15 protein-coding genes and 1 tRNA gene are annotated in these 18,563 nt (G+C 67.0%); 10 read left to right on the top strand and 6 right to left on the bottom strand.

Translation table 11 applies throughout. From position 1 onward, the window contains the following. Positions 1-158: 158 nt before the first annotated feature. Positions 159-986, bottom strand: a complete 828-nt coding sequence (gene mutM, locus ACUTAG_RS10120; protein ID WP_026384827.1) for a bifunctional DNA-formamidopyrimidine glycosylase/DNA-(apurinic or apyrimidinic site) lyase — start codon at positions 984-986, stop codon at positions 159-161. Between mutM and ACUTAG_RS10115 the strand changes: the two genes are divergently transcribed. The 10 genes from ACUTAG_RS10115 (at position 985) to ychF (ending at position 10,998) form a co-directional block, all read left to right on the top strand. Then, positions 985-2,871, top strand: a complete 1,887-nt coding sequence (locus ACUTAG_RS10115; RefSeq protein WP_006385921.1) for a tetratricopeptide repeat protein — start codon at positions 985-987, stop codon at positions 2,869-2,871. The two genes, mutM and ACUTAG_RS10115, sit on opposite strands and share 2 nt — an antisense overlap. A gap of 32 nt (positions 2,872-2,903) precedes the next feature. After that, a complete protein-coding gene (gene lolB / locus ACUTAG_RS10110; RefSeq protein WP_054484774.1) occupies positions 2,904-3,464 on the top strand; it encodes a lipoprotein insertase outer membrane protein LolB in 561 nt (186 codons plus the stop codon). A gap of 236 nt (positions 3,465-3,700) precedes the next feature. After that, complete coding sequence (locus tag ACUTAG_RS10105; RefSeq protein WP_054484775.1) at positions 3,701-5,299, top strand: methyl-accepting chemotaxis protein; 1,599 nt, start codon at positions 3,701-3,703, stop codon at positions 5,297-5,299. A 191-nt stretch (positions 5,300-5,490) separates the two neighbouring features. After that, positions 5,491-6,432 (top strand): 4-(cytidine 5'-diphospho)-2-C-methyl-D-erythritol kinase, encoded by a 942-nt coding sequence (gene ispE, locus ACUTAG_RS10100; protein ID WP_054484776.1) that lies wholly within the window; start codon positions 5,491-5,493, stop codon positions 6,430-6,432. A gap of 1 nt (position 6,433) precedes the next feature. After that, a tRNA-Gln gene (locus ACUTAG_RS10095) sits at positions 6,434-6,510 on the top strand. A 135-nt stretch (positions 6,511-6,645) separates the two neighbouring features. Continuing rightward, complete coding sequence (locus tag ACUTAG_RS10090) at positions 6,646-7,596, top strand: ribose-phosphate pyrophosphokinase (protein WP_006227587.1); 951 nt, start codon at positions 6,646-6,648, stop codon at positions 7,594-7,596. A gap of 127 nt (positions 7,597-7,723) precedes the next feature. Then, the gene (locus ACUTAG_RS10085; RefSeq protein WP_006385925.1) at positions 7,724-8,338 is read left to right on the top strand and encodes a 50S ribosomal protein L25/general stress protein Ctc; all 615 of its coding nucleotides are present in this window, start codon (positions 7,724-7,726) and stop codon (positions 8,336-8,338) included. Between the two features lie 97 nt (positions 8,339-8,435). Further along, positions 8,436-9,032 carry an aminoacyl-tRNA hydrolase gene (gene pth, locus ACUTAG_RS10080; protein WP_026384832.1) on the top strand — a complete coding sequence of 199 codons (597 nt, stop codon included), beginning with the start codon at positions 8,436-8,438 and terminating at the stop codon, positions 9,030-9,032. After that, complete coding sequence (locus ACUTAG_RS10075; RefSeq protein ID WP_446650127.1) at positions 9,032-9,811, top strand: CPBP family glutamic-type intramembrane protease; 780 nt, start codon at positions 9,032-9,034, stop codon at positions 9,809-9,811. Before pth ends, ACUTAG_RS10075 begins: the two co-directional genes overlap by 1 nt. Positions 9,812-9,906: 95 nt before the next feature. Continuing rightward, positions 9,907-10,998 (top strand): redox-regulated ATPase YchF, encoded by a 1,092-nt coding sequence (gene ychF, locus ACUTAG_RS10070; protein ID WP_006385927.1) that lies wholly within the window; start codon positions 9,907-9,909, stop codon positions 10,996-10,998. 73 nt (positions 10,999-11,071) lie between these two features. On the opposite strand, the gene ACUTAG_RS10065 is transcribed toward ychF, so the two are convergent. The 5 genes from ACUTAG_RS10065 to ACUTAG_RS10045 all read right to left on the bottom strand — a co-directional run bounded on the left by ACUTAG_RS10065 (position 11,072) and on the right by ACUTAG_RS10045 (position 18,279). Beyond that, positions 11,072-13,366: a TonB-dependent siderophore receptor gene (locus ACUTAG_RS10065; RefSeq protein WP_148317185.1), complete on the bottom strand. Its 2,295-nt coding sequence runs from the start codon at positions 13,364-13,366 to the stop codon at positions 11,072-11,074. Between the two features lie 242 nt (positions 13,367-13,608). Then, positions 13,609-15,222: an ABC-F family ATP-binding cassette domain-containing protein gene (locus ACUTAG_RS10060; protein WP_148317183.1), complete on the bottom strand. Its 1,614-nt coding sequence runs from the start codon at positions 15,220-15,222 to the stop codon at positions 13,609-13,611. Between the two features lie 207 nt (positions 15,223-15,429). Then, the gene (locus ACUTAG_RS10055) at positions 15,430-15,927 is read right to left on the bottom strand and encodes a DUF2938 domain-containing protein (protein ID WP_148317181.1); all 498 of its coding nucleotides are present in this window, start codon (positions 15,925-15,927) and stop codon (positions 15,430-15,432) included. A 303-nt stretch (positions 15,928-16,230) separates the two neighbouring features. Continuing rightward, complete coding sequence (locus ACUTAG_RS10050; protein ID WP_053074780.1) at positions 16,231-16,677, bottom strand: MarR family winged helix-turn-helix transcriptional regulator; 447 nt, start codon at positions 16,675-16,677, stop codon at positions 16,231-16,233. A gap of 3 nt (positions 16,678-16,680) precedes the next feature. Further along, the gene (locus ACUTAG_RS10045; protein ID WP_006385937.1) at positions 16,681-18,279 is read right to left on the bottom strand and encodes an MDR family MFS transporter; all 1,599 of its coding nucleotides are present in this window, start codon (positions 18,277-18,279) and stop codon (positions 16,681-16,683) included. Between the last annotated feature and the right edge of the window lie 284 nt (positions 18,280-18,563).

Below are 18,563 nucleotides of genomic sequence, written 5' to 3'. Positions count from 1 at the left end.
ATACGTTTGCTATAAACGAATTGGCCCTTTTTGGCAGGGATTTCCCTTGGGTTTCCGGGACTGCCCAAATGCATCCGGGCCGCGCAGGGCGGCCCGGACGGGAACCTTTCGGACCGGAGGAGGCCCCAGGGACTTGGACAGAAGTCAGGCGGGGACGCTCAGGTCTTCTGGCACTTCGGGCAGTAGTAGGTGGCCCGCTGGCCCTGGACGATGCGCTTGATCGGCGTGCCGCAGACCCGGCATGGCTGGCCGGCGCGTTCATAGACCGCGGCGTGGATCTCGAAATAGGCGCCCGGCTCGCCGGTGGCGCCGACGTAGTCGCGCAGGGTGCTGCCGCCGGAGGTCAGGGCGTCGGCCAGGGTGGCGCGCACCATGTCCGCCAGGCGGTCGCAGCGGGCGCGCGACAGCTTGTTGGCCGGGGTCTTGGGATTGATGCGCGCGCGGAACAGGCTTTCGGAGGCATAGATATTGCCCACGCCCACCACCGCCATGCCGGCCAGCAGCACTTGCTTGATCGCGGCGCCGTGGTTCTTGAAGTGATGGTGCAGCCAGGCGCCGTCGAAGCGCGGGTCGAACGGCTCGATGCCGAGCCTGGCTAGCAGGGGGTGGTTTTCGACCGGTCCGTCCGCATCGGGATGCCACAACACCGCGCCGAAGCGGCGCGGGTCGTGCAGGCGCAGCACCGCCTGGTCGAAGATCCATTCGACGTGGTCGTGCTTGCGCAGGAATTCACCGGGCGCCACGCTGCGCAGCGAACCGGACATGCCCAGGTGCACGATCTGGGTGCCGTGGTCGAAGCGCAGCAGCAGGTACTTGCCGCGGCGGCCGCATTCGCGCACCGTGTGGCCGCCAACCAGGGCGGGCAGTTCGGCCGGGATGGGCCAGCGCATCCGGGACTCATGGACGACCAGCCGCGTGAGCGGGCGGCCGGTGATGACGGCGTCGATTCCGCGACGCGTGGTTTCAACTTCAGGCAGTTCCGGCATGAGCCAGTGTAAGATCATCAATTGCGTGTACGAAGATTGTGCCACCAACCGGACGGGCCGCGTGAAGTCGTCTTTCAAACAAATGAATATCGGGATTGCCGCGCTGGCGCTTGCGTTGGCCTCCACCCTGGCCCCTCAAGCCCAGGCCGCCGACAGCCGGACGCGGGATGCGACCGGCCCCCGCATGGCGCCCCAGAACCGCCAGCCTGAAACCGAGGTGATCCGCCTGCGTCCCGGCCAGCTGCCCTACGTGTCGCTGACCGCTGACATCTTCTACCGCGTGCTGGCCTCGGAAATCGCCGCCCAGCGCGGCATGTACGGCACCGCCGCCAACACCATGGTCGGCCTGGCGCGCGACACCGGCGATCCCCGCCTGGCGCGCCGCGGCCTGGAATTCCAGCTGGCCGGCGGCAACCTGCCCGGCGCGCTGGACGCGGCCCGTGTCTGGGCCCGCCTGTCGCCGAACGATCTTGAAGCCAGCTCCACCGAACTGGCGCTGGCCGCGGCCAACGGCCAGACCAAGGGCCTGTCGCAGGCGCTGCGCAACCGCATCGAGGCCTCGCGCGACAAGCCGGCCGCCATCGGCCAGGCTCTGGCGGTGCTGAGCCGCCTGAACGACCGCCGCCTGGCGCTGCGCATCCTCGACGAATCCCTGAGCGACAGCGTGCGCAAGCTGCCCGCCGCCCATCTGGCGCTGGCCGACGTAGCCTCGGCCGCCGGCGACTACCCGCGCGCCGCCCAGGAGGCTCGCGCCGCCCTGGCCGCCGATCCCAGGTCCGAGCCCGCCGCCCAGCGCGTGCTGGAGTACGGCGCCAAGGTCGATCCGCAGCGTGCGCAGGCCGAGGCCCAGGCCTATATCGCCCGCAATCCCAACGCCCGCAAGGTGCGCCTGATGCTGGCCGGCCAGATGGCCGATGCCGGCGACTACAACGGCGCCCTCGCCGAACTGCAGGCCATGTCGCGGCGCTCGCCGGAAGACTTCGACCTGCTCTTCATGCAGGCCCAACTGGCCTACAAGGCCGGCCAACTGCCGCAGGCCAAGACCCTGCTGCAGCAGTACCTGGACGTGCAGAACCAGCGCCAGCGCGCCATCGTGCCGGGCGCCACCGACGCCGGCGCCGCCGCGGCCGATGCCCACGTGCTGCTGTCGCGCATCGCCGAAGACCAGGGCCAGTACGACGAAGCCATCGCCGAACTCGGCCGCATCGACGACCCGTCGCTGCGCTTCTCGGCGCGCATGCGCCAGGCCGCCCTGCGCGCCAAGTCCGGCCGCATCGATGACGCCATCAAGATGGTCGATGCCGCCGCGCCCCAGGACGAGGAAGAGCGCACGCTGGGCGTGCTGACCAAGGCGCAGATCCTGCGCGACGCCGACCGCGTCGGCCAGGCCGTGTCGGTGCTGGAGGCGGCCGACCAGGCGCTGCCCGATACCGTCGAGATCAAGTACGAACTGGCCATGCTGTACGAGCGCCAGGACCGCCTGGCCGACCTCGAGCGCATGCTGCGCCAGGTCATCGCGCTGGATCCCGAGCATGCCCACGCCTACAACGCGCTGGGCTACACGCTTGCCGATCACAACCAGCGCCTGCCTGAAGCCCTGGACCTGATTACGCAGGCGCTGGAGCTCTCGCCCAACGATCCGTTCATCCTGGACAGCATGGGCTGGGTCAAATTCCGCATGGGCGACCAGATCGCCGCCGCCGACTACCTGCGGCGCGCCTACAGCGTGCGGCCCGAGGCCGACATCGCGGCCCACCTGGCCGAAGTGCTCTGGACCCAGGGCAAACGCGACCAGGCGGTCGAGTTGTTGCGCGCCGCGGTGCAGAAGGATCCCAAGAACAGGACCGTTCTTGACGTCATCAAGCGCCTGGGAGTCAGCCTGTGACGGCAGCGTCGCGCGGCCTCGGATTGGAATGGATGCGCTGGGCGCTGCTGGCCATGCTGGCGTTCGTGCTGGCGGCCTGCACCACCACGCCCAAGCCCATTGAAGGCGCCTCGCCCGACGCGTTCTCGCGCATCGGACGCTTCGCCATCACGGTCAACGAGGAAAACGGCAAGCAAAGCGCCGTGCAAGGCGGCTTTTCCTGGTCGGACGATGGCCGCCGCTACGTGCTCGACCTGACCAATCCGCTCGGCTCGACCGAAGCCCGGGTCGAAGGCCAGCCCGGCGCGGCCAGCCTGACCAAGGCCGACGGCACCCGCCTGGTGGCCGACAACCCCGATGCCCTGGCCGAAGACGCCCTGGGCAGCAGCATGCCGGTATCCGGCATGCGCGACTGGCTGCGCGGCAAGCTGCCGGGCCAGCCCGAGGCCACCGATGTGTCCAGCGACGACCTGGGCCGCCCCGTGGCCTTCGAGCAGGGCGGCTGGCGCGCGCGGCTCTCGCGCTACGACACGCTCGGCCCGCAGATGCTGGTGCTGGAGCGCCAGGAGCCGGGGCGCCGCATCATGGTGCGCCTGGTTGTCAATCAGCCCTGATTGCTACCGCTTCGTGACTTCCTCGACGGCCCTGCGGGGCCGTTGTGTCGTCTGGCTGTAGCACGTCCGCCCCGCTTCAATCAGCAAATCAGCGTTGCAAAATCGACTTTGTTACTGATTGATAGATTCTGTTTAACCTGAATAATTCTTCCCACACCCGCGCGCACGACCCCCGCGCGCGGCATGCAAGGCCGGTGGCCGCGGATCGCGCCGCCGCTTTTTTACGGAGAATGCCAATGTTCAGGAATACGCGGATCGCGACGATGCTCTTGGGGATCATCGCGGTGTTTTTCACTTTCCAGCTGCTGGTGGGCGGCATGGGTTTCGTCGCCCTGCGGCAGACCAACCAGGACGTCGGCCAGCTCTATCGCCTTTCCTCGCAGCAGGTCAACGCCGTGAACACGGCCGCGTTGTCCCTGGTGGCGGCGCGCACCGACCTGAGCCGTTATGCCACCCGGGTGGCGCAGGGCAACGCCAGCGACACCACCGCACTGCGCCTGGCGCGCCAGCGCATTGCCGCGGGCGACCGGGCCTTCCAGGGCTTTGCCGGCGGTTTGTCGGCGCAGGAGAAAGCCGAGTCCAAGGACCTGATCGAGGCTTACGGCAATCTCAGCAACAACCTGCAGAACGTCGGCAAGGTGCTCGAGGCCGGTGACATGGACGCCTACTTCAAGCAGGGCACGCAGCAGGTGCAGGAGCTGCTGGTGTCCGAGCGCGACGCCTTCATGCGTCGCGCCGAGACCACCGGGCAGGAGGTGATGGACGAGATCTCGCTGTTCCACACCATCTTCAGTTCGCTGCTGGCCGGCATCCTGGTGCTGGGCCTGTTGATGGCGGTGGGCGCGCACATGCTGATCCGCCGCATGATCGTGCGGCCGCTGCTGGAAGCCGGCGAGATCTTCCGCCGCATTGCCGAGGGCGACCTGACGCGCCGCGTGGCCGATCGCGGCCGCAACGAGATCGGCGCGCTGCTGGGCGCCCTGCGCGCGATGCAGGACAGCCTGGTGCGCACGGTGTCCACGGTGCGCCGCGGCGTCGATGAGATCAACGTCGGCGCGCGCGAGATCTCGTCCGGCAATGCCGACCTGTCCAGCCGCACCGAAGAACAGGCCGCCTCGCTGGAGGAAACCGCCGCCAGCATGGAAGAGCTGGCGACCACGGTGAAGCAGAACGCCGACACCGCGCGCGAAGCCAACCGCATGGTGGCCGCCTCGGCCGCCGTGGCGCAACGCGGCGGCGAGGCCGTCTCCAGCGTGGTCGAGACCATGCGCGCCATCCAGGGCAGCTCGTCGCGTATTTCCGACATCGTCGGCGTGATCGACGGCATCGCGTTCCAGACCAACATCCTGGCGCTCAATGCCGCGGTCGAGGCCGCGCGCGCCGGCGAGCAGGGCAAGGGCTTTGCCGTGGTCGCCAGCGAGGTGCGCACGCTGGCCCAGCGCAGCGCCGCCGCCGCCAAGGAAATCAAGCAGCTCATCGAGGATTCGGCGCAGAAGGTCGGCGTCGGTTCCGAGCAAGTGGAAACCGCCGGCGCCACCATGCGCGAGATCGTCGATTCGGTGCAGCGCGTGACCAGCCTGATGGGCGAGATCTCGGCCGCGTCGGAGGAACAGGCCACCGGCATCGACCAGGTCAACCGCGCCGTGACGCAGATGGACGGCGTGACCCAGCAGAACGCGGCGCTGGTGGAGCAGGCCGCCGCCGCGGCCGGCGCGCTCGAAGAGCAGGCGCGCCAGCTGGCGGGCGCCGTGGCGGTGTTCAAGCTGCCGGAAGGGCAGGTGATCGAGGCCCCGGCCGAACGCCTGGCCGGCCGCGTCGCGCCGCAGATCGCCTGATCCGCGTCCGAGGGCGGGGTCCAGGTCCGGGCAAGCCGGGGCCTATTCCCGTTGCGCCGTTCCTTGCGGACGATAGGATCGGTCTCCCGCCGGTCCCCCGGGACGCCAGCGGCCCTGTCATGGCGTCCCGGCGCTCGCCACCCCGGGCGGGTCGCTAAAATCGACGCATCCGTCTTTTTTTCCGATCCGCCGTGACCCTCTACGACGTACCCGCGCCCGCCAAGGTGAACCTGTTCCTGCATGTGGTGGGCCGCCGTCCCGACGGCTACCACCTGCTGCAGACGGCCTTTCGCTTCATCGACCTGTGCGACACGCTGCACTTCGAGGCGCGCGCCGATGGCGTCATCAGCCGCGCCACGGAATTGGCGGGCGTGTCCGAAGAGGACGACCTGACCTTGCGCGCCGCCCGCGCCCTGCAACAGGCCACTGGCACGCGCCAGGGCGCGCAGATCGCGCTGGAAAAGCGCATTCCGCAGGGCGGCGGCCTGGGTGGCGGTTCGAGCGACGCGGCCACCGTGCTGATCGCGTTGAACCGCTTGTGGGGCACCGGGCTGTCGCGGCGAGAACTGATGGCGCTGGCCCTGCCGCTGGGCGCCGACGTGCCGGTGTTCGTGTTCGGCCAGTCCGCTTTTGCCGAGGGCGTGGGCGAGAAACTGACCGCGCTGGACCTGCCGGCGCGGGCCTATCTGGTGGCGCAGCCGGACGCGAGCGTGCCGACCGTTGGAATTTTTTCCGCACCCGATTTGACAAGGGATTCTTCTTACATCACAATAGCGGACTTTCTTGCTTCGCCTACATTTTCCTTCGGGAAAAATGATTTGGAGCCGGTGGTCTACCGACTTTATCCTGAGGTTCTCAGGGCATCGCGGTGGCTTGCAGAGCAGGGCGTGTTGAAAAACACGGGAACCCAAGTTCGCATGTCGGGATCTGGCGCGTGTCTATACGCCGAGTTTTCCGAACTGTCGGAGGCCGTTTTGGCGAAAACGGAAATTACCGCTACAATGCGCGGCGCTGTTGAAGCAAACTGCAAAAACGCAGATGACACAGACAGCACAACGCATCCACGGTTCCGGTTAGTGCGGGCATGTCCTGGGTTGACTGAACATCCGTTGCGGAATTGGATTGCAAGATAGTTGGGGAGTCGCCAAGCTGGTTAAGGCACCGGATTTTGATTCCGGCATGCGAAGGTTCGAATCCTTCCTCCCCAGCCAACCGAATACATAACAAAGCTGTTGAACACGCCTGTAAGACACTGGCCCGGGTTCAGCAGCTTTTTTATTTTCCGGTTTCAGCAGGTTCTCGCATCACCTCGTTAGTGTCTCGAAACGACCATCGCATCATCCATCATGGCAAACGATAGCTTCATGATCTTCACGGGCACGGCCAACACTCGGCTGGCCGTGGACGTAGTCAACCACCTCGACATGTCCCTGGGCAAGATGACCGTCGGTCGCTTCTCGGACGGCGAGGTGATGGTCGAGATCAACGAGAACGTGCGCGGCAAGGACGTTTTCGTCCTGCAGCCCACCTGTGCGCCTACCAATGACAACCTGATGGAAATCATGGTGATGGTCGATGCCCTGCGCCGCGCCTCGGCCGGCCGCATCACCGCCGCGATTCCCTATTTCGGCTATGCCCGCCAGGACCGCCGCCCGCGCTCGGCGCGCGTCGCGATCTCGGCCAAGGTGGTGGCCAACATGCTGCAAGTGGCTGGCGTCGACCGCGTCCTGACGATGGACCTGCACGCCGACCAGATCCAGGGCTTCTTCGACATTCCCGTGGACAACATCTACGCCGGTCCGATTTTGCTGGGCGACATCTGGCGCCGCAATTTCTCGAACCTGGTCGTCGTGTCCCCGGACATCGGCGGCGTGGTGCGCGCCCGCGCGCTGGCCAAGCAGCTCGAAGCCGACCTGGCCATCATCGACAAGCGTCGTCCGCGCGCCAACGTGTCGGAAGTGATGAACATCATCGGTGAAGTCGACGGCCGCACCTGCATCATCATGGACGACATGGTCGACACCGCCGGCACGCTGTGCAAGGCGGCCCAGGCCCTGAAGGACCGCGGCGCCGGCGCCGTCTACGCCTATTGCACGCACCCCGTGCTGTCGGGTGGCGCCATCGACCGCATCGAGGCGTCGGAACTGGACGAACTGGTCGTCACCGACACCATTCCGCTCTCCGAGCAAGGCCAGGCCAGCGGCAAGATCCGCCAGCTGTCGTGCGCCGCGCTGCTGGGCGAGACCATCCTGCGTATCTCGAACGCGGAATCGGTCAGCTCGCTGTTCGTCGACTGACGCCAGCCTCCCCGTTTTTTGTGTCTTGCTGGTCGCGGCAAGGCGCAAGCAACACGGCGCACCTGTTGTGCGCCGTGTCTTTAACCGGTGAAGTCCGCTTCGCCATTTTTTGTTTTTGGAGTTTTCCATGAAATTTACTGCCACTGCGCGTAGCGTCCAGGGTTCGAGTGCGAGCCGCCGCCTGCGCCGCGCGGGCCGCGTTCCCGCCATTGTTTATGGTGGTTCGGCTGCCCCGTTGAACATCGAACTCGACCACAACGAGATCTACCACGCCCTGCGCAAGGAAGAATTCCACGCTTCGATCCTGCAAATGCAGCTCGAAGGCGCCAAGGACGAACAGGTCCTGCTGCGTTCGGTTCAATGGCACGCCTACAAGCCGCAAGTCCTGCACGTGGACTTCCAGCGCGTCGACGCCAACCAGGCGCTGCGCACCAAGGTGCCGCTGCACTTCGTGAACGCTGAAGTCTCGCCGGCCGTCAAGCTGAGCGGCGCGATCATCAGCCACGTCGCCACCGAACTGGAAATCACGTGCCTGCCGTCGGCGCTGCCCCAGTTCATCGAAGTCAACCTGGCCGACATCCTGGCCGGCGCTTCGATCCACCTGGCCGACATCAAGCTGCCGATGGGCGTGACCTACGTCCCGCACGGTGGTGAAGAGAACCCGCTGCTGGCCGCTGCTGTCGTCAAGGGTGGCGCTGCCGCCGACGACGCCGACGCCGCTCCGGCTGCTCCCGCCGCCTAAGTCTTGCCGGAAAGCTTCGGCTTTCCCGCGGCTTGCGCCCGAAACCCTGCGTGTGCATTTGCATGCGCAGGGTTTTTTGGTTTAAACACCCCCCATCATGTCTATTCCCATACGCCTCATCGTGGGATTGGGTAACCCCGGTCCCGACTACGAAACCACCCGCCACAACGCGGGCTTCTGGCTCGCCGACCACCTGGCGGACGACCTGCGCGCCTCGTTCGCGCTGGAGAAGTCGTTCTTCGGCATGGTGGCCAAATCCCGCCTGGGGGCCGACAACGTCCTGCTGCTCAAGCCCAACACCTACATGAACCGTTCCGGCCAGGCGGTTGGGGCGCTGGCGCGCTTTTACAAGCTGACGCCGGAGCAGGTGCTGGTGCTGCACGACGAACTCGACCTGATGCCGGGCCAGGTGAAACTCAAGCAGGGCGGCGGCCATGCCGGCCACAATGGCCTGAAGGACATCCAGGCCGCGCTCGGCAGCCCGAACTTCTGGCGCCTGCGCATCGGCATCGGCCATCCGCGCACGCTCGGCCTGGCGCAGCAGGTGGCGGACTTCGTGCTGCACCCGCCGCGCCGCGAAGAACAAAAGGAAATCGAGGCGGTCATCGACCGCTGCCGCGCCGTGGTCCCGGCCATGCTGGCGGGCGACTTCGCGCTGGCCACCCGCCAGCTGCACAGCGGCAACGACGCCTGATGGACGGCGCTCCGGCTTTCGCCGAACCGCGCAAGCTGCGCTTCCGCAGCGAGCTGGCCGACTTCTGGCGCTTCGTGCGCCGGCCGCGTCCGTTGCGGCGTCTGCCCGGCCGCACGCCGGCGATCGGCTGGGTGTCGGACTGGTGGCCGGGCGTCGGCCCGGGGCGCCTGCTGGCCTGGGCCGCGGTGCTGTGGCTGATCAACCTGTTCGCCCTGGGGCCGGTGGCGGTCGCCGCGGCCGGCGTCGGCGGCGTCACGCATCGGCTGGACCCGGCCAACATCCCCTGGCTGACGGCGGTGATCTGGGCCCCGCTGGTCGAGGAAATGCTGTTCCGCTATGGCCTGCGGCGTCCCAGGCAGGCGCTGTGGCTGTGCCCGGCGCTGCTGCCGGTGGTGCTGTACGGCCCGCGCATCTGGACCGGCCTGCTGCTGGCCGCCTTCGTGCTGCTGGCCTGCTGGTCGCTGCGGCCGTGCCCCGAGCCGCTCAAGGGCTGGAACACCGCCTGGCGGCGCCATTACCTGAAGCACTTCGGCTGGGTGTTCCACCTGGTGGCGCTGACCTTCGCCGCCGTGCACCTGACCAACTTCGTCTTCAACCACACGCCGTACTGGCTGCTGCCGCTGCTGGTGCTGCCGCAATGGGTCACCGGCCTGGTGCTGGGCTGGATCCGCATCCGCCGCGGCATCGGCGCGGCCATCGCGCTGCACGCCATGTTCAACGCCGGCCCCATTTTGCTGATCTGGGCCGTGATGCGCTGGGCCCCCACGGCGGCGAGTTGAGCCGGCCGTCCCCCCGGGCGCGGTCATGATGGCGCCCCGCCCGGCGGGGTAAACTAGAACGTTAACGATCAATACCGTACTTACACAGGATTCCCATGGCTCTGCAATGCGGCATCGTCGGCCTGCCCAACGTTGGCAAATCGACACTCTTCAACGCTCTGACCCGCGCCGGCATCGCCGCCGAGAACTATCCGTTCTGCACCATCGAGCCGAACGTCGGCGTGGTCGAGGTGCCGGATCCGCGTCTGCAGAAGCTGGCCGAGATCGTCAAGCCCGAGCGCATCCTGTCGGCCACGGTCGAATTCGTCGACATCGCCGGCCTGGTGGCGGGCGCCAGCAAGGGTGAAGGCCTGGGCAACCAGTTCCTCTCGCACATCCGCGAAACCGACGCCATCGTCAACGTGGTGCGCTGCTTCGAAGATCCCAACGTGATCCACGTGGCCGGCAAGGTCGACCCGATCGCCGACATCGAAGTCATCGAAACCGAGCTGGCGCTGGCCGACCTGCAGACCGCCGAAAAGGCCCTGCAGCGCCACCAGAAGACCGCCCGTTCCGGCGACAAGGAATCGCAGCGCATCGTCGCCGTGCTGGAAAAGTGCGTGGCCCAGCTGAACGAAGCCAAGCCGATCCGCGCGCTCGACCTATCCACCGAGGAAAAGGCCGACATCGCCCAGCTCTGCTTCATCACCGCCAAGCGCGCGATGTACGTGGGCAACGTGGCCGACGACGGCTTCACCAACAATCCGCTGCTGGACCGCCTGACCGAATTCGCCGCCGCCCGCAACGCGCCGGTGGTCGCCATCTGCGCCGCCATCGAATCGGAAATCGTCGACCTGGACGACGCCGACCGCCAGGCCTTCCTGTCGGACATGGGCATGGAAGAACCGGGCCTGAACCGCCTGATCCGCGCCGCCTTCAAGCTGCTGGGCCTGCAGACCTACTTCACCGCCGGCGTGAAGGAAGTGCGCGCCTGGACCGTGCCGATCGGCGCCACCGCGCCCCAGGCCGCGGGCGTCATCCACACCGACTTCGAACGCGGCTTCATCCGCGCGCAGACCATCGCTTACGAAGACTTCATCACCTACAAGGGCGAGCAGGGGGCGAAGGAGGCGGGCAAGATGCGGGCCGAAGGCAAGGAATACATCGTGCAGGATGGCGATGTGATGAACTTCTTGTTCAACGTCTGATCGTATTCAAGCGCGTCAGGTCGCGCTTCATGGAAAGGGCAGGCCCTTGGCATCAAGGGCCTGCCCTTTCCATTTAGAACCTCGCCTGCAAGCTCAACGTCACCCGCCGCGGCTCGCCATAGATCAAGCCGTTGTAGAACCCATACTGCCGGTAGTACGTCTTGTCGAACAGGTTGCTGACGTTCAGCATGGCCGACAGGTGGCGGTTGATGTCGTAGCGCGCCATCGCGTTGAACAGCGCATAGCCCTTCAGGGGAATCGGCGAGTCGTCGAAGCCGCCGCGGCCGTCCGGCCGGCCGGGGTAGGGCTCGGACACCGTCTTGCCTTGCCAGGTCAGGCCGCCGCCGATGGTCAGCCCCCGCAGCATTCCCTGCAGCCGGTAGGTGGTGTTCAGCCGCAGCAGATGGCGCGGGTCGGGACGCTCGGCGGTGTCCTTGTTGCCGACGTCCAGGTAGGTGTAGCCCAGATAGACGTTCCATGCGGCCGTCACGGCGCCGGCGATCTCGGCGTCGAGGCCCTTGACGGTGACGCCGGTGCCGGGCTGGTAGGCCTGGTCGCCATCGGGCGTCAACCTGTCGCCGTCTTTCAGGGCGACGTTCTTCTGCTGGCTGCGGAATGCCGACACGGCGGCATTGAGCGCGCCGTTGAACCATTCGCCCTTGATGCCGGTCTCGTAGCTGGCGCCCGTGATGGGCTTGAGGGTGTCGCCGCTTTCGTTCTTGTTGGTCTGCGGCGTGAAGACATCAGTGTAGCTGGCGTAGACCGAGTAGGTCGGCGTCAACCCATAGACCAGGCCGTAGTAGGGCGTCCAGGCGTGAGCGGCGTTTTCGCCGGTGCGCGCGCCGCGGACGCCCGCCGCGTTGTAGTTGTCGCTGTGGATCTGGTAGACGCTGCGGCGCAGCCCGGTGATGAGGGTCAGGTCGTCGGCGAGCTCGAAGCGTCCCGCGACGTAGCCGCCATAGAGTGTTGTCCGGGTGACGCGGCGGGCATCGGTGCGGAACGCGCGGATGTTGCCGTATTCGTCGCCGCGCCAGGCGCGCCAATCCGCGACGGGCAACTCGGTGCGGTATTGGCAGCGGCCCTTGAAGCCGGCGATGCCGTCGATGCTGCAGTTGCCGCTGTTGAAGGTCCAGGATGGTTCGTCCATGCGCGAGCCGTTCAGGCCGACGAGCAGTTCATGCCGGCGTCCGAGCAGTTCCAAGGGCCCCGACAGATCCAGCGAGAACGCGTCGGTTTCGCCTTCCGTCTCCGAATGGATGGCATTGAGGTAGGCGCCGCTGCCGTCCTGCTTCCAGTGGGGCCAGCGGACCTTGCCATTGTTGACCTTGACCGCGCCCTTGTTGTTCAGGTCCGCGCGCGAGGTGTGAGCATAGTCGGCGCGCAGCTTCCAGTCGTTGTCGAAACGATGGTCGAGCGAGGCGAACAGCGTCTGCGCTTCCATGTCGGTCTTGCTCCAGTCCGCCGCCAGGTTGAGGCTGCGGCGGAAATGGGTCGGCGATCCGTCCGCGAACCAGGCGGGCACATTGGCGCCCCAGGAGGCGCCGTGGAAGATGCTGTGCTCGTACTGGAAGCCCAGGCCGACCTGCGTGCGGTCCGTCACATCCATGGCGAAGCTGGCCAGGAACCCCTGCCGTTCGATGCTCGAGTGGTCGCGGAACCCGTCGGAGTTCTCGCCGCTGAATACCAGGCGCGAGCGGATACGGCCGTCCGCCGCCAGCGGTATGTTGATGTCGCCGACGGCATTCTTCTTGTTCCAGCTTCCGGTGCGCACGGTCAGGCTCGCGCCGAGCGCGCGGCCAGGGCGCTTGCGCACCAGGTCGACGGTGGCGGAGGGATCGCCGGTGCCGCCCAACAATCCGTTCGCGCCGCGCACGATGCTGACGCGGTCGTAGAGATCCATGTTGATCGCGCCGCTGCCGCCGCCGTTGAACGAGGACCCGCCGATGATCGACAGGCCATCGACCTTGTAGTTGGTGATGTTGAATCCGCGGGCCCGGTAGGTCGTGCGCCCGCCGTTGTCCAACTCGACGAAAGTGATGCCCGTGGTGCTGCCCAGGACATCGCCGATGGACTGCATGCCCTGGTCGTCCATCTGTTGGCGGGTCACCACCGACACGGACTGGGGCGTCTCCTTCGGACTCAGTGTCAGGCCGGTCGAGGCGCGGGTCGAGGGCACAGTGTAGGAGCGTGTCGCCTCGGTGGGCTCGTCGGCTTGCCCGCTCACTTCAATGGCCGGCAGCGTGGTCGGTGCGGACGACGTGTTGCCGGCTGCATCCGGCTGCCGCGCCTGGACCGGGGCGGCAGTGGACGCCAGGGCAAGCGTGATCAGGCCAAGCAGTGCGGACGAGCCCGACGAGTGGTGGTGCATGACAATCCATCCCTGTTCATATTGGAAAAAAAAGCGCCATTGATTTGCATTTTTATTTATTGAGAATGGCTGCCAGGGAATATGCCGGATATCGGCCGGGATGGATCGCATAACGCGCACAGGGCCAGCAAAAGAAGACTTGTTTAAGGGGCATGGCGAAGCCGCGCGAACGGGAGCGGGCGGGGCAATGGCGAGGAGTGCGGGGCCTCATCGCCATGCCGACGCATCGTTATCGTGTGGGCTCACCACGGTTCCAGCAGCCAACCCCCTTGCGTGGCCCGCAACCTGTCCGTGAGCGCCAGGTTGTCCAGGAACGCCTCGTCGTGCGACACCACGACCAGCGCGCCCGGATAGCCGCGCAGCATGCTTTCCAGGGCAAGCATGGAGGGCAGGTCGAGGTGATTGCCCGGTTCGTCCAGCAGCAACAGGCGCGGCGGCGGATCGGCGTAGAGCGCGCAAGCCAGCGCCGCCTTCAGGCGTTCGCCGCCACTGAGCGAGCCGCTGGGCGCCAGGATTTTGCGTGCATCCAGGCCGAGGTGGGCCAGGCGCGTGCGCAGTTCGTCTTCGGCCAGGTTGGGGTTGGCGGCCTGCAGCTGTTCGAGCACGGGCCGCTCCGGTGCCAGGCCGGCCAGCCGCTGGTCGAGGTAGACGCTTTCGGGCGCCGCCTTCCTCTCGCCCGACAAGGGCGCGAGTTGGCCCGCCAGCACCTTGAGCAGGGTCGATTTGCCGCAGCCGTTGGGGCCGGTCACCGCGACGCGTTGCTGTCCGCCCAGCTGAAGGCTGACATGGCGGGTGGGCGCCACGATGAAAGGCAGCGTGACGGCGTCCAGTTGCGCCACGCGCCGCTGCGCCGCTTGCGCGACGGGCAGCGCATGCAGCGAGATTGCGGCGTCCTGTTCGACTTGCTCCGCGGCCTCGCGCACGGCCTGTGCCAAGCGTTCGTGGGCGACTGCGTGTTGCTGCCTCAGCCTGCCGGCCGAATCCTCGCTGCGGCCCTTTTGCCGGTCGAGCAGGATCCTGGCCTGGTTGGCCTGCTTGCCGTGTCGCTGGCCGCGCGCCTGGCGGCGCTCCTGCCGCTCGCGCTGGGCCTGCATCGCCTGCTCCTCGCGCCGGCGTTCGAGCTTGCGGTGTTCCAGCCGTTCCAGCGCGTTGGCGCGTTCATGCTCTTTGCTTGCGGCATAGGCACTGTAGTTGCCGCCGTAGCCGCGCAGGCCCAGCGATGACAACTCCACGATGCGCGCCAGGGTGTCGAGCAGTTGCCGATCGTGGCTGATGACCAGCAAGCCGCGCGGCCAATGCCGCAGCTGTTCGATCAGTGCCTCGCGGTTGCGGCGGTCCAGGTGGTTGGTGGGTTCGTCCAGGATGAGGAATTCGGCTTCGGACAGCATGGCGCTGGCCAGCGCGACGCGCATGGCTTCACCGCCGCTGAGGCGGCTGGCCGGCGTCGCGGCGTCGAGATGGCCCAGGCCGTCGCGTTCCAGCGCATGTTGCAGGCGTTGGCGGATGTCCCAGCGGTCGCCGACGCGCTCGAAGTCTTCCGGCGCGCTGCTGCCGGCCTCGATGCGCGCCAGCGCGTCCAGCGTGGCTTGCAGGCCGGCCAGGCTGGCGACGGTGGCGCCAGCGGGCGGGGAAACCTGTTGGGCCAGGTAGAAGACGCTGCCTGATCGCAGGCAGCGTCCGCTCGACGGCGGCAACTGTCCCGCCAGGATGCGCGCGAGCACGGTCTTGCCGACGCCATTGCGTCCGACCAGGCCGGTGGGGCGCCGGTCGAAGGTTTCGTCGAGTCCGGAAAAAAGCGGGCTGCCGTCAGGCAGCAGGTACGACACGCTTTCCAGCGTGAGATAGGGAGTCGTCATGCGTGATGCTTCCAGGGATGCCAGGAACTCCCCCTGCGAACGGGGGCGGGTGGAGACTGGCCGTCATTGCGACGGCGGCATCAATGGCGCATGGGACGAATACCTCGATGAATGTGATCCAGGCCGTTACTTTAAAAGCCCTTGGCGGAATTGGCAAAACGCGCGCGCGGCAAGGCTGTCCGGGCCGACCGGGAGGCGTGCGCCGCTTCAGGCCTCCAGCGCCTTTGCCACGGCCCATCCCGCCAGATACAACCCCACGCCGAACGACGCATGCGCCATCAGGCTGCGCAGCCGTGCCACGCCGGGTTTCGGGGTCCTGGACGCCGCGATGCCGGCGCCCATGCCGGGTTGCAGGATCAGGAAGGGCGCGGCGACCGTGGCGATGCCGACGGTCAGTGCAGGCAGCAGCGTCGGTCGCGCGGCCCAGGCCGGGCCCCAGATGGCCAGCAGCAGGAGCGCGAACAGGATGCCGATGGCGTAGTGGGCGATCCAGCCGATGGCGCATTCGCCGGTTACGGGCGCCGAGCGGGCGATGCCGGGGTGGGTCAGGCGCCCGCGTGGCAGATGCCCGAGCCAGCGGCCGACCAGGGCGTAATCCAGCGACGGCAGGCCGAACAGGCGCTTGAGCAGCAGCGCCCACAGGTCCATGACGAGCGTGGCGCCGGCGCCGATCAGCACGGCGCGAAGAAATAGGTCGGGCGGCATGTGCGGGTTCCGGGAAAACAAAATAACATTCAATAGATTAATTGAATGTTATTCAATAACTTTTCCGGATGTCAAATGTGGAGGGCGGACGCTGGGGCCGCGTTGGCGCGTCGGGCGCTCAACGAAACGCCTGAATCGGGGGCAACCGTTGGAGAGGGCGGAAAGCCCTGAAGGGGGCGATCGGCGGCTCATCGATGGCGGGACCGGCGCAATTCATCGCAGACGCGGTCCAGCCCGACGCTGTCGGGTGCGCAGGCGCTCGGCCGCGGTGTTGAAGCGCCGCCATGGGCGCCCCGCGCGCGGTCATTCGCCCTTGTTGCCGCCTGCCGCGCGCAGGAAGTTGGCTTCCAGCACGTTGAGCACGCGGTTCAGCGTGTCGATATCCGAAGCCGACAGCCCCTTTAGCGATTCCTCGAAAAATGCCGCCCGCTTGGGCAGGGCTTCGTCGACCACGGCCTGGCCGGCCGGCGTGAGGCGGGCGTTGGTCAGGCGGTTGTCGTCGGGATCGACGGCGCGCGCGATCCAGCCGAGCTTCTGCATCGCCTGCAACTGGCGGGTGAGCGAAGCGGGGTCGAGGCGGCAACGTTCGGCCAGGTGCTTCTGCGAGCATTGGCCGCATTCATGCAGCGCCAGCAGGATGCGCCAGCGCGGCAGCGCGTGGCCGACCATGCCGCTGAAGGCGCTTTGCATGACCCGGTAGGTCTGGCCCATGTGCTGGATGACCTGCAGGCCCTGTTGTTGTTTGGGCAAAAGCTACTCTCCGACGGCGGCGGGCTCCGTTTTTGCGGGGCGCGCCAATTGCACCAGGGGGACGCGCCGCACGCACCACAGCGCCAGCACCGCGACCGCCAGGGCGATGAGCTGCCCCTCGTGGATGGCGCCGACCAGCGCCACCCGCGCGATCTCGATCAGCGACGTTCCATCCTGGCCTTGATGCGCCAATTGTGCCAGGAACTGTGTCTGGGCCTCGGGGTTGACCAGCATCTGCGGGTCGTCCAGCTGCGGCAGCCAGCGCGCCGAGGCGCCGCGCAGCGTCGATTCGACGCCGCTGAAATAGCTGTGGTTGACCATGGTGCCGACCACGGCCGTGCCCAGCATGCCGCCGATCATGCGCAGCGATTGCAGCAGCGCGGTGGCGATGCCCAGGTGGCTGCGGCCGGCGGTCTGCTGCGCGAACACGGTCAGGTTGGGCATGATGAAGCCCATGCCCAGCCCTGCCATGAGCATGTAGGCGGCGATCAGGCCGTGCGCGGTGTAGTTGTGGGTGGTGACGATGCCCAGACAGGACAGCGCCATCAGGATGAAGCCCGCGTACAGCATGCGGTTGGGGTTGCGGATGCGGGTGATGATGCGGCCGTTGATGATGCTGCCCACGGTGATGAAGACCACCATTGGGGTGATCAGCAGCCCGGCATCCTGCGGCGACAGGCCGAAGCCGCCCTGCAGCAGCAGCGGCGCGTAGAACAGCAGCGAATACATGGTCACGCCCACCAGCAGCGCCAGTATGAACAGCATCGCCAGGCCGCGGTTGCGGAACATGTCGAACGGCAGCAGCGGGTGCGGGCAGCGCCGCTCCCACCAGAACAGCAGGCCGAAGGCGGCGATGCTGCCGGCGGCCAGCAGCACGATGGTGGCGCTCAGGCCTTCCTTGGGCAGCAGTTCCACCAGCAGTTGCAGGCTGCCGAGCGCGGCGGCGATCAGCAGCGCCCCTTGCCAATCCAGGCGCACCTTGCCGGAAGTATGGTTGCGCAGGTGCGGCAGGTAGCGCGCCACGAACCAGAGGCCCAGGATGCCGATGGGCAGGTTGACGTAGAACACAGAGCGCCAGCCGTAGTGCTCGGTCAGCGCGCCGCCGAGCGTCGGGCCCACCGCATTGGCGATGCCGAAGGCCGAACTGAGCATGACCTGCCAGCGCAGCCGCACGTGCGGATCGGGGAACAGGTCGGGAATGGAGGCAAACGCCGTGCCCACCAGCATGCCGCCGCCCACGCCCTGCAGCGCCCGCGCCAGCACCAGCGTGAACATGCTGTCGGCCGCGCCGCACAGCACCGAGGCCAGCGTGAACAGCACGATCGCCGCCACCACGAAGGGCTTGCGGCCGTAGTAGTCGCCCAGGCGGCCGAAGATCGGCACGGTGATGACCGAGGTCAGCAGGTAGGACGTGGCCACCCACGCGTACAGCTCGAAGCCCTTGAGTTCGGCCACGATGGTGGGCAGCGCGGTGCCCACCACGGTCTGGTCGATGGCCACCATCATCATGACGAAGCACATGCCCAGCATGGCGAGCAGGGTCTGCCGGAAGGGAAGCACTTGGCCAGGTGAATAGGGCGTGCTGGGAGCGGGGGCGGGCATTGTTGGATCGATCAATGATTGATGGATCAATAATTCTAGCCCTACAATCCCGAAGACAGAAAACCGTCAGTTTCGGGGCGGACGCGCAGGCTGGCCCGATTTGTTACGATAGCGGTATGTGCACGCTGGTCATGCCGGCGTCTTCAGCAGGTCTTTCCATGGCAGTTCCTCCCCGCTTGGCGCCCCGGCCCCCGGCTTGGCGCACGCGGCGGCACGCGATCGAAGACGGACATATCAGGAAGCCACGCGCGCGGCGCGGCGGCAAAGCACCATTCCCGCGCCCG

This window comes from Achromobacter sp. CSND-B12 (assembly GCF_052906545.1).
This window is presented reverse-complemented; position numbering and strand designations above follow the sequence as displayed.

Coding starts and splice junctions, on each gene's coding strand:
- ACUTAG_RS10115 (WP_006385921.1), top strand. CDS start 985: ATGAGCCAGTGTAAGATCATCAATTGCGTGTACGAAGATTGTGCCACC.
- mutM (WP_026384827.1), bottom strand. CDS start 986: ATGCCGGAACTGCCTGAAGTTGAAACCACGCGTCGCGGAATCGACGCC.
- lolB (WP_054484774.1), top strand. CDS start 2,904: ATGCGCTGGGCGCTGCTGGCCATGCTGGCGTTCGTGCTGGCGGCCTGC.
- ACUTAG_RS10105 (WP_054484775.1), top strand. CDS start 3,701: ATGTTCAGGAATACGCGGATCGCGACGATGCTCTTGGGGATCATCGCG.
- ACUTAG_RS10090 (WP_006227587.1), top strand. CDS start 6,646: ATGGCAAACGATAGCTTCATGATCTTCACGGGCACGGCCAACACTCGG.
- ACUTAG_RS10085 (WP_006385925.1), top strand. CDS start 7,724: ATGAAATTTACTGCCACTGCGCGTAGCGTCCAGGGTTCGAGTGCGAGC.
- pth (WP_026384832.1), top strand. CDS start 8,436: ATGTCTATTCCCATACGCCTCATCGTGGGATTGGGTAACCCCGGTCCC.
- ACUTAG_RS10075 (WP_446650127.1), top strand. CDS start 9,032: ATGGACGGCGCTCCGGCTTTCGCCGAACCGCGCAAGCTGCGCTTCCGC.
- ychF (WP_006385927.1), top strand. CDS start 9,907: ATGGCTCTGCAATGCGGCATCGTCGGCCTGCCCAACGTTGGCAAATCG.
- ACUTAG_RS10065 (WP_148317185.1), bottom strand. CDS start 13,366: ATGCACCACCACTCGTCGGGCTCGTCCGCACTGCTTGGCCTGATCACG.
- ACUTAG_RS10060 (WP_148317183.1), bottom strand. CDS start 15,222: ATGACGACTCCCTATCTCACGCTGGAAAGCGTGTCGTACCTGCTGCCT.
- ACUTAG_RS10055 (WP_148317181.1), bottom strand. CDS start 15,927: ATGCCGCCCGACCTATTTCTTCGCGCCGTGCTGATCGGCGCCGGCGCC.
- ACUTAG_RS10045 (WP_006385937.1), bottom strand. CDS start 18,279: ATGCCCGCCCCCGCTCCCAGCACGCCCTATTCACCTGGCCAAGTGCTT.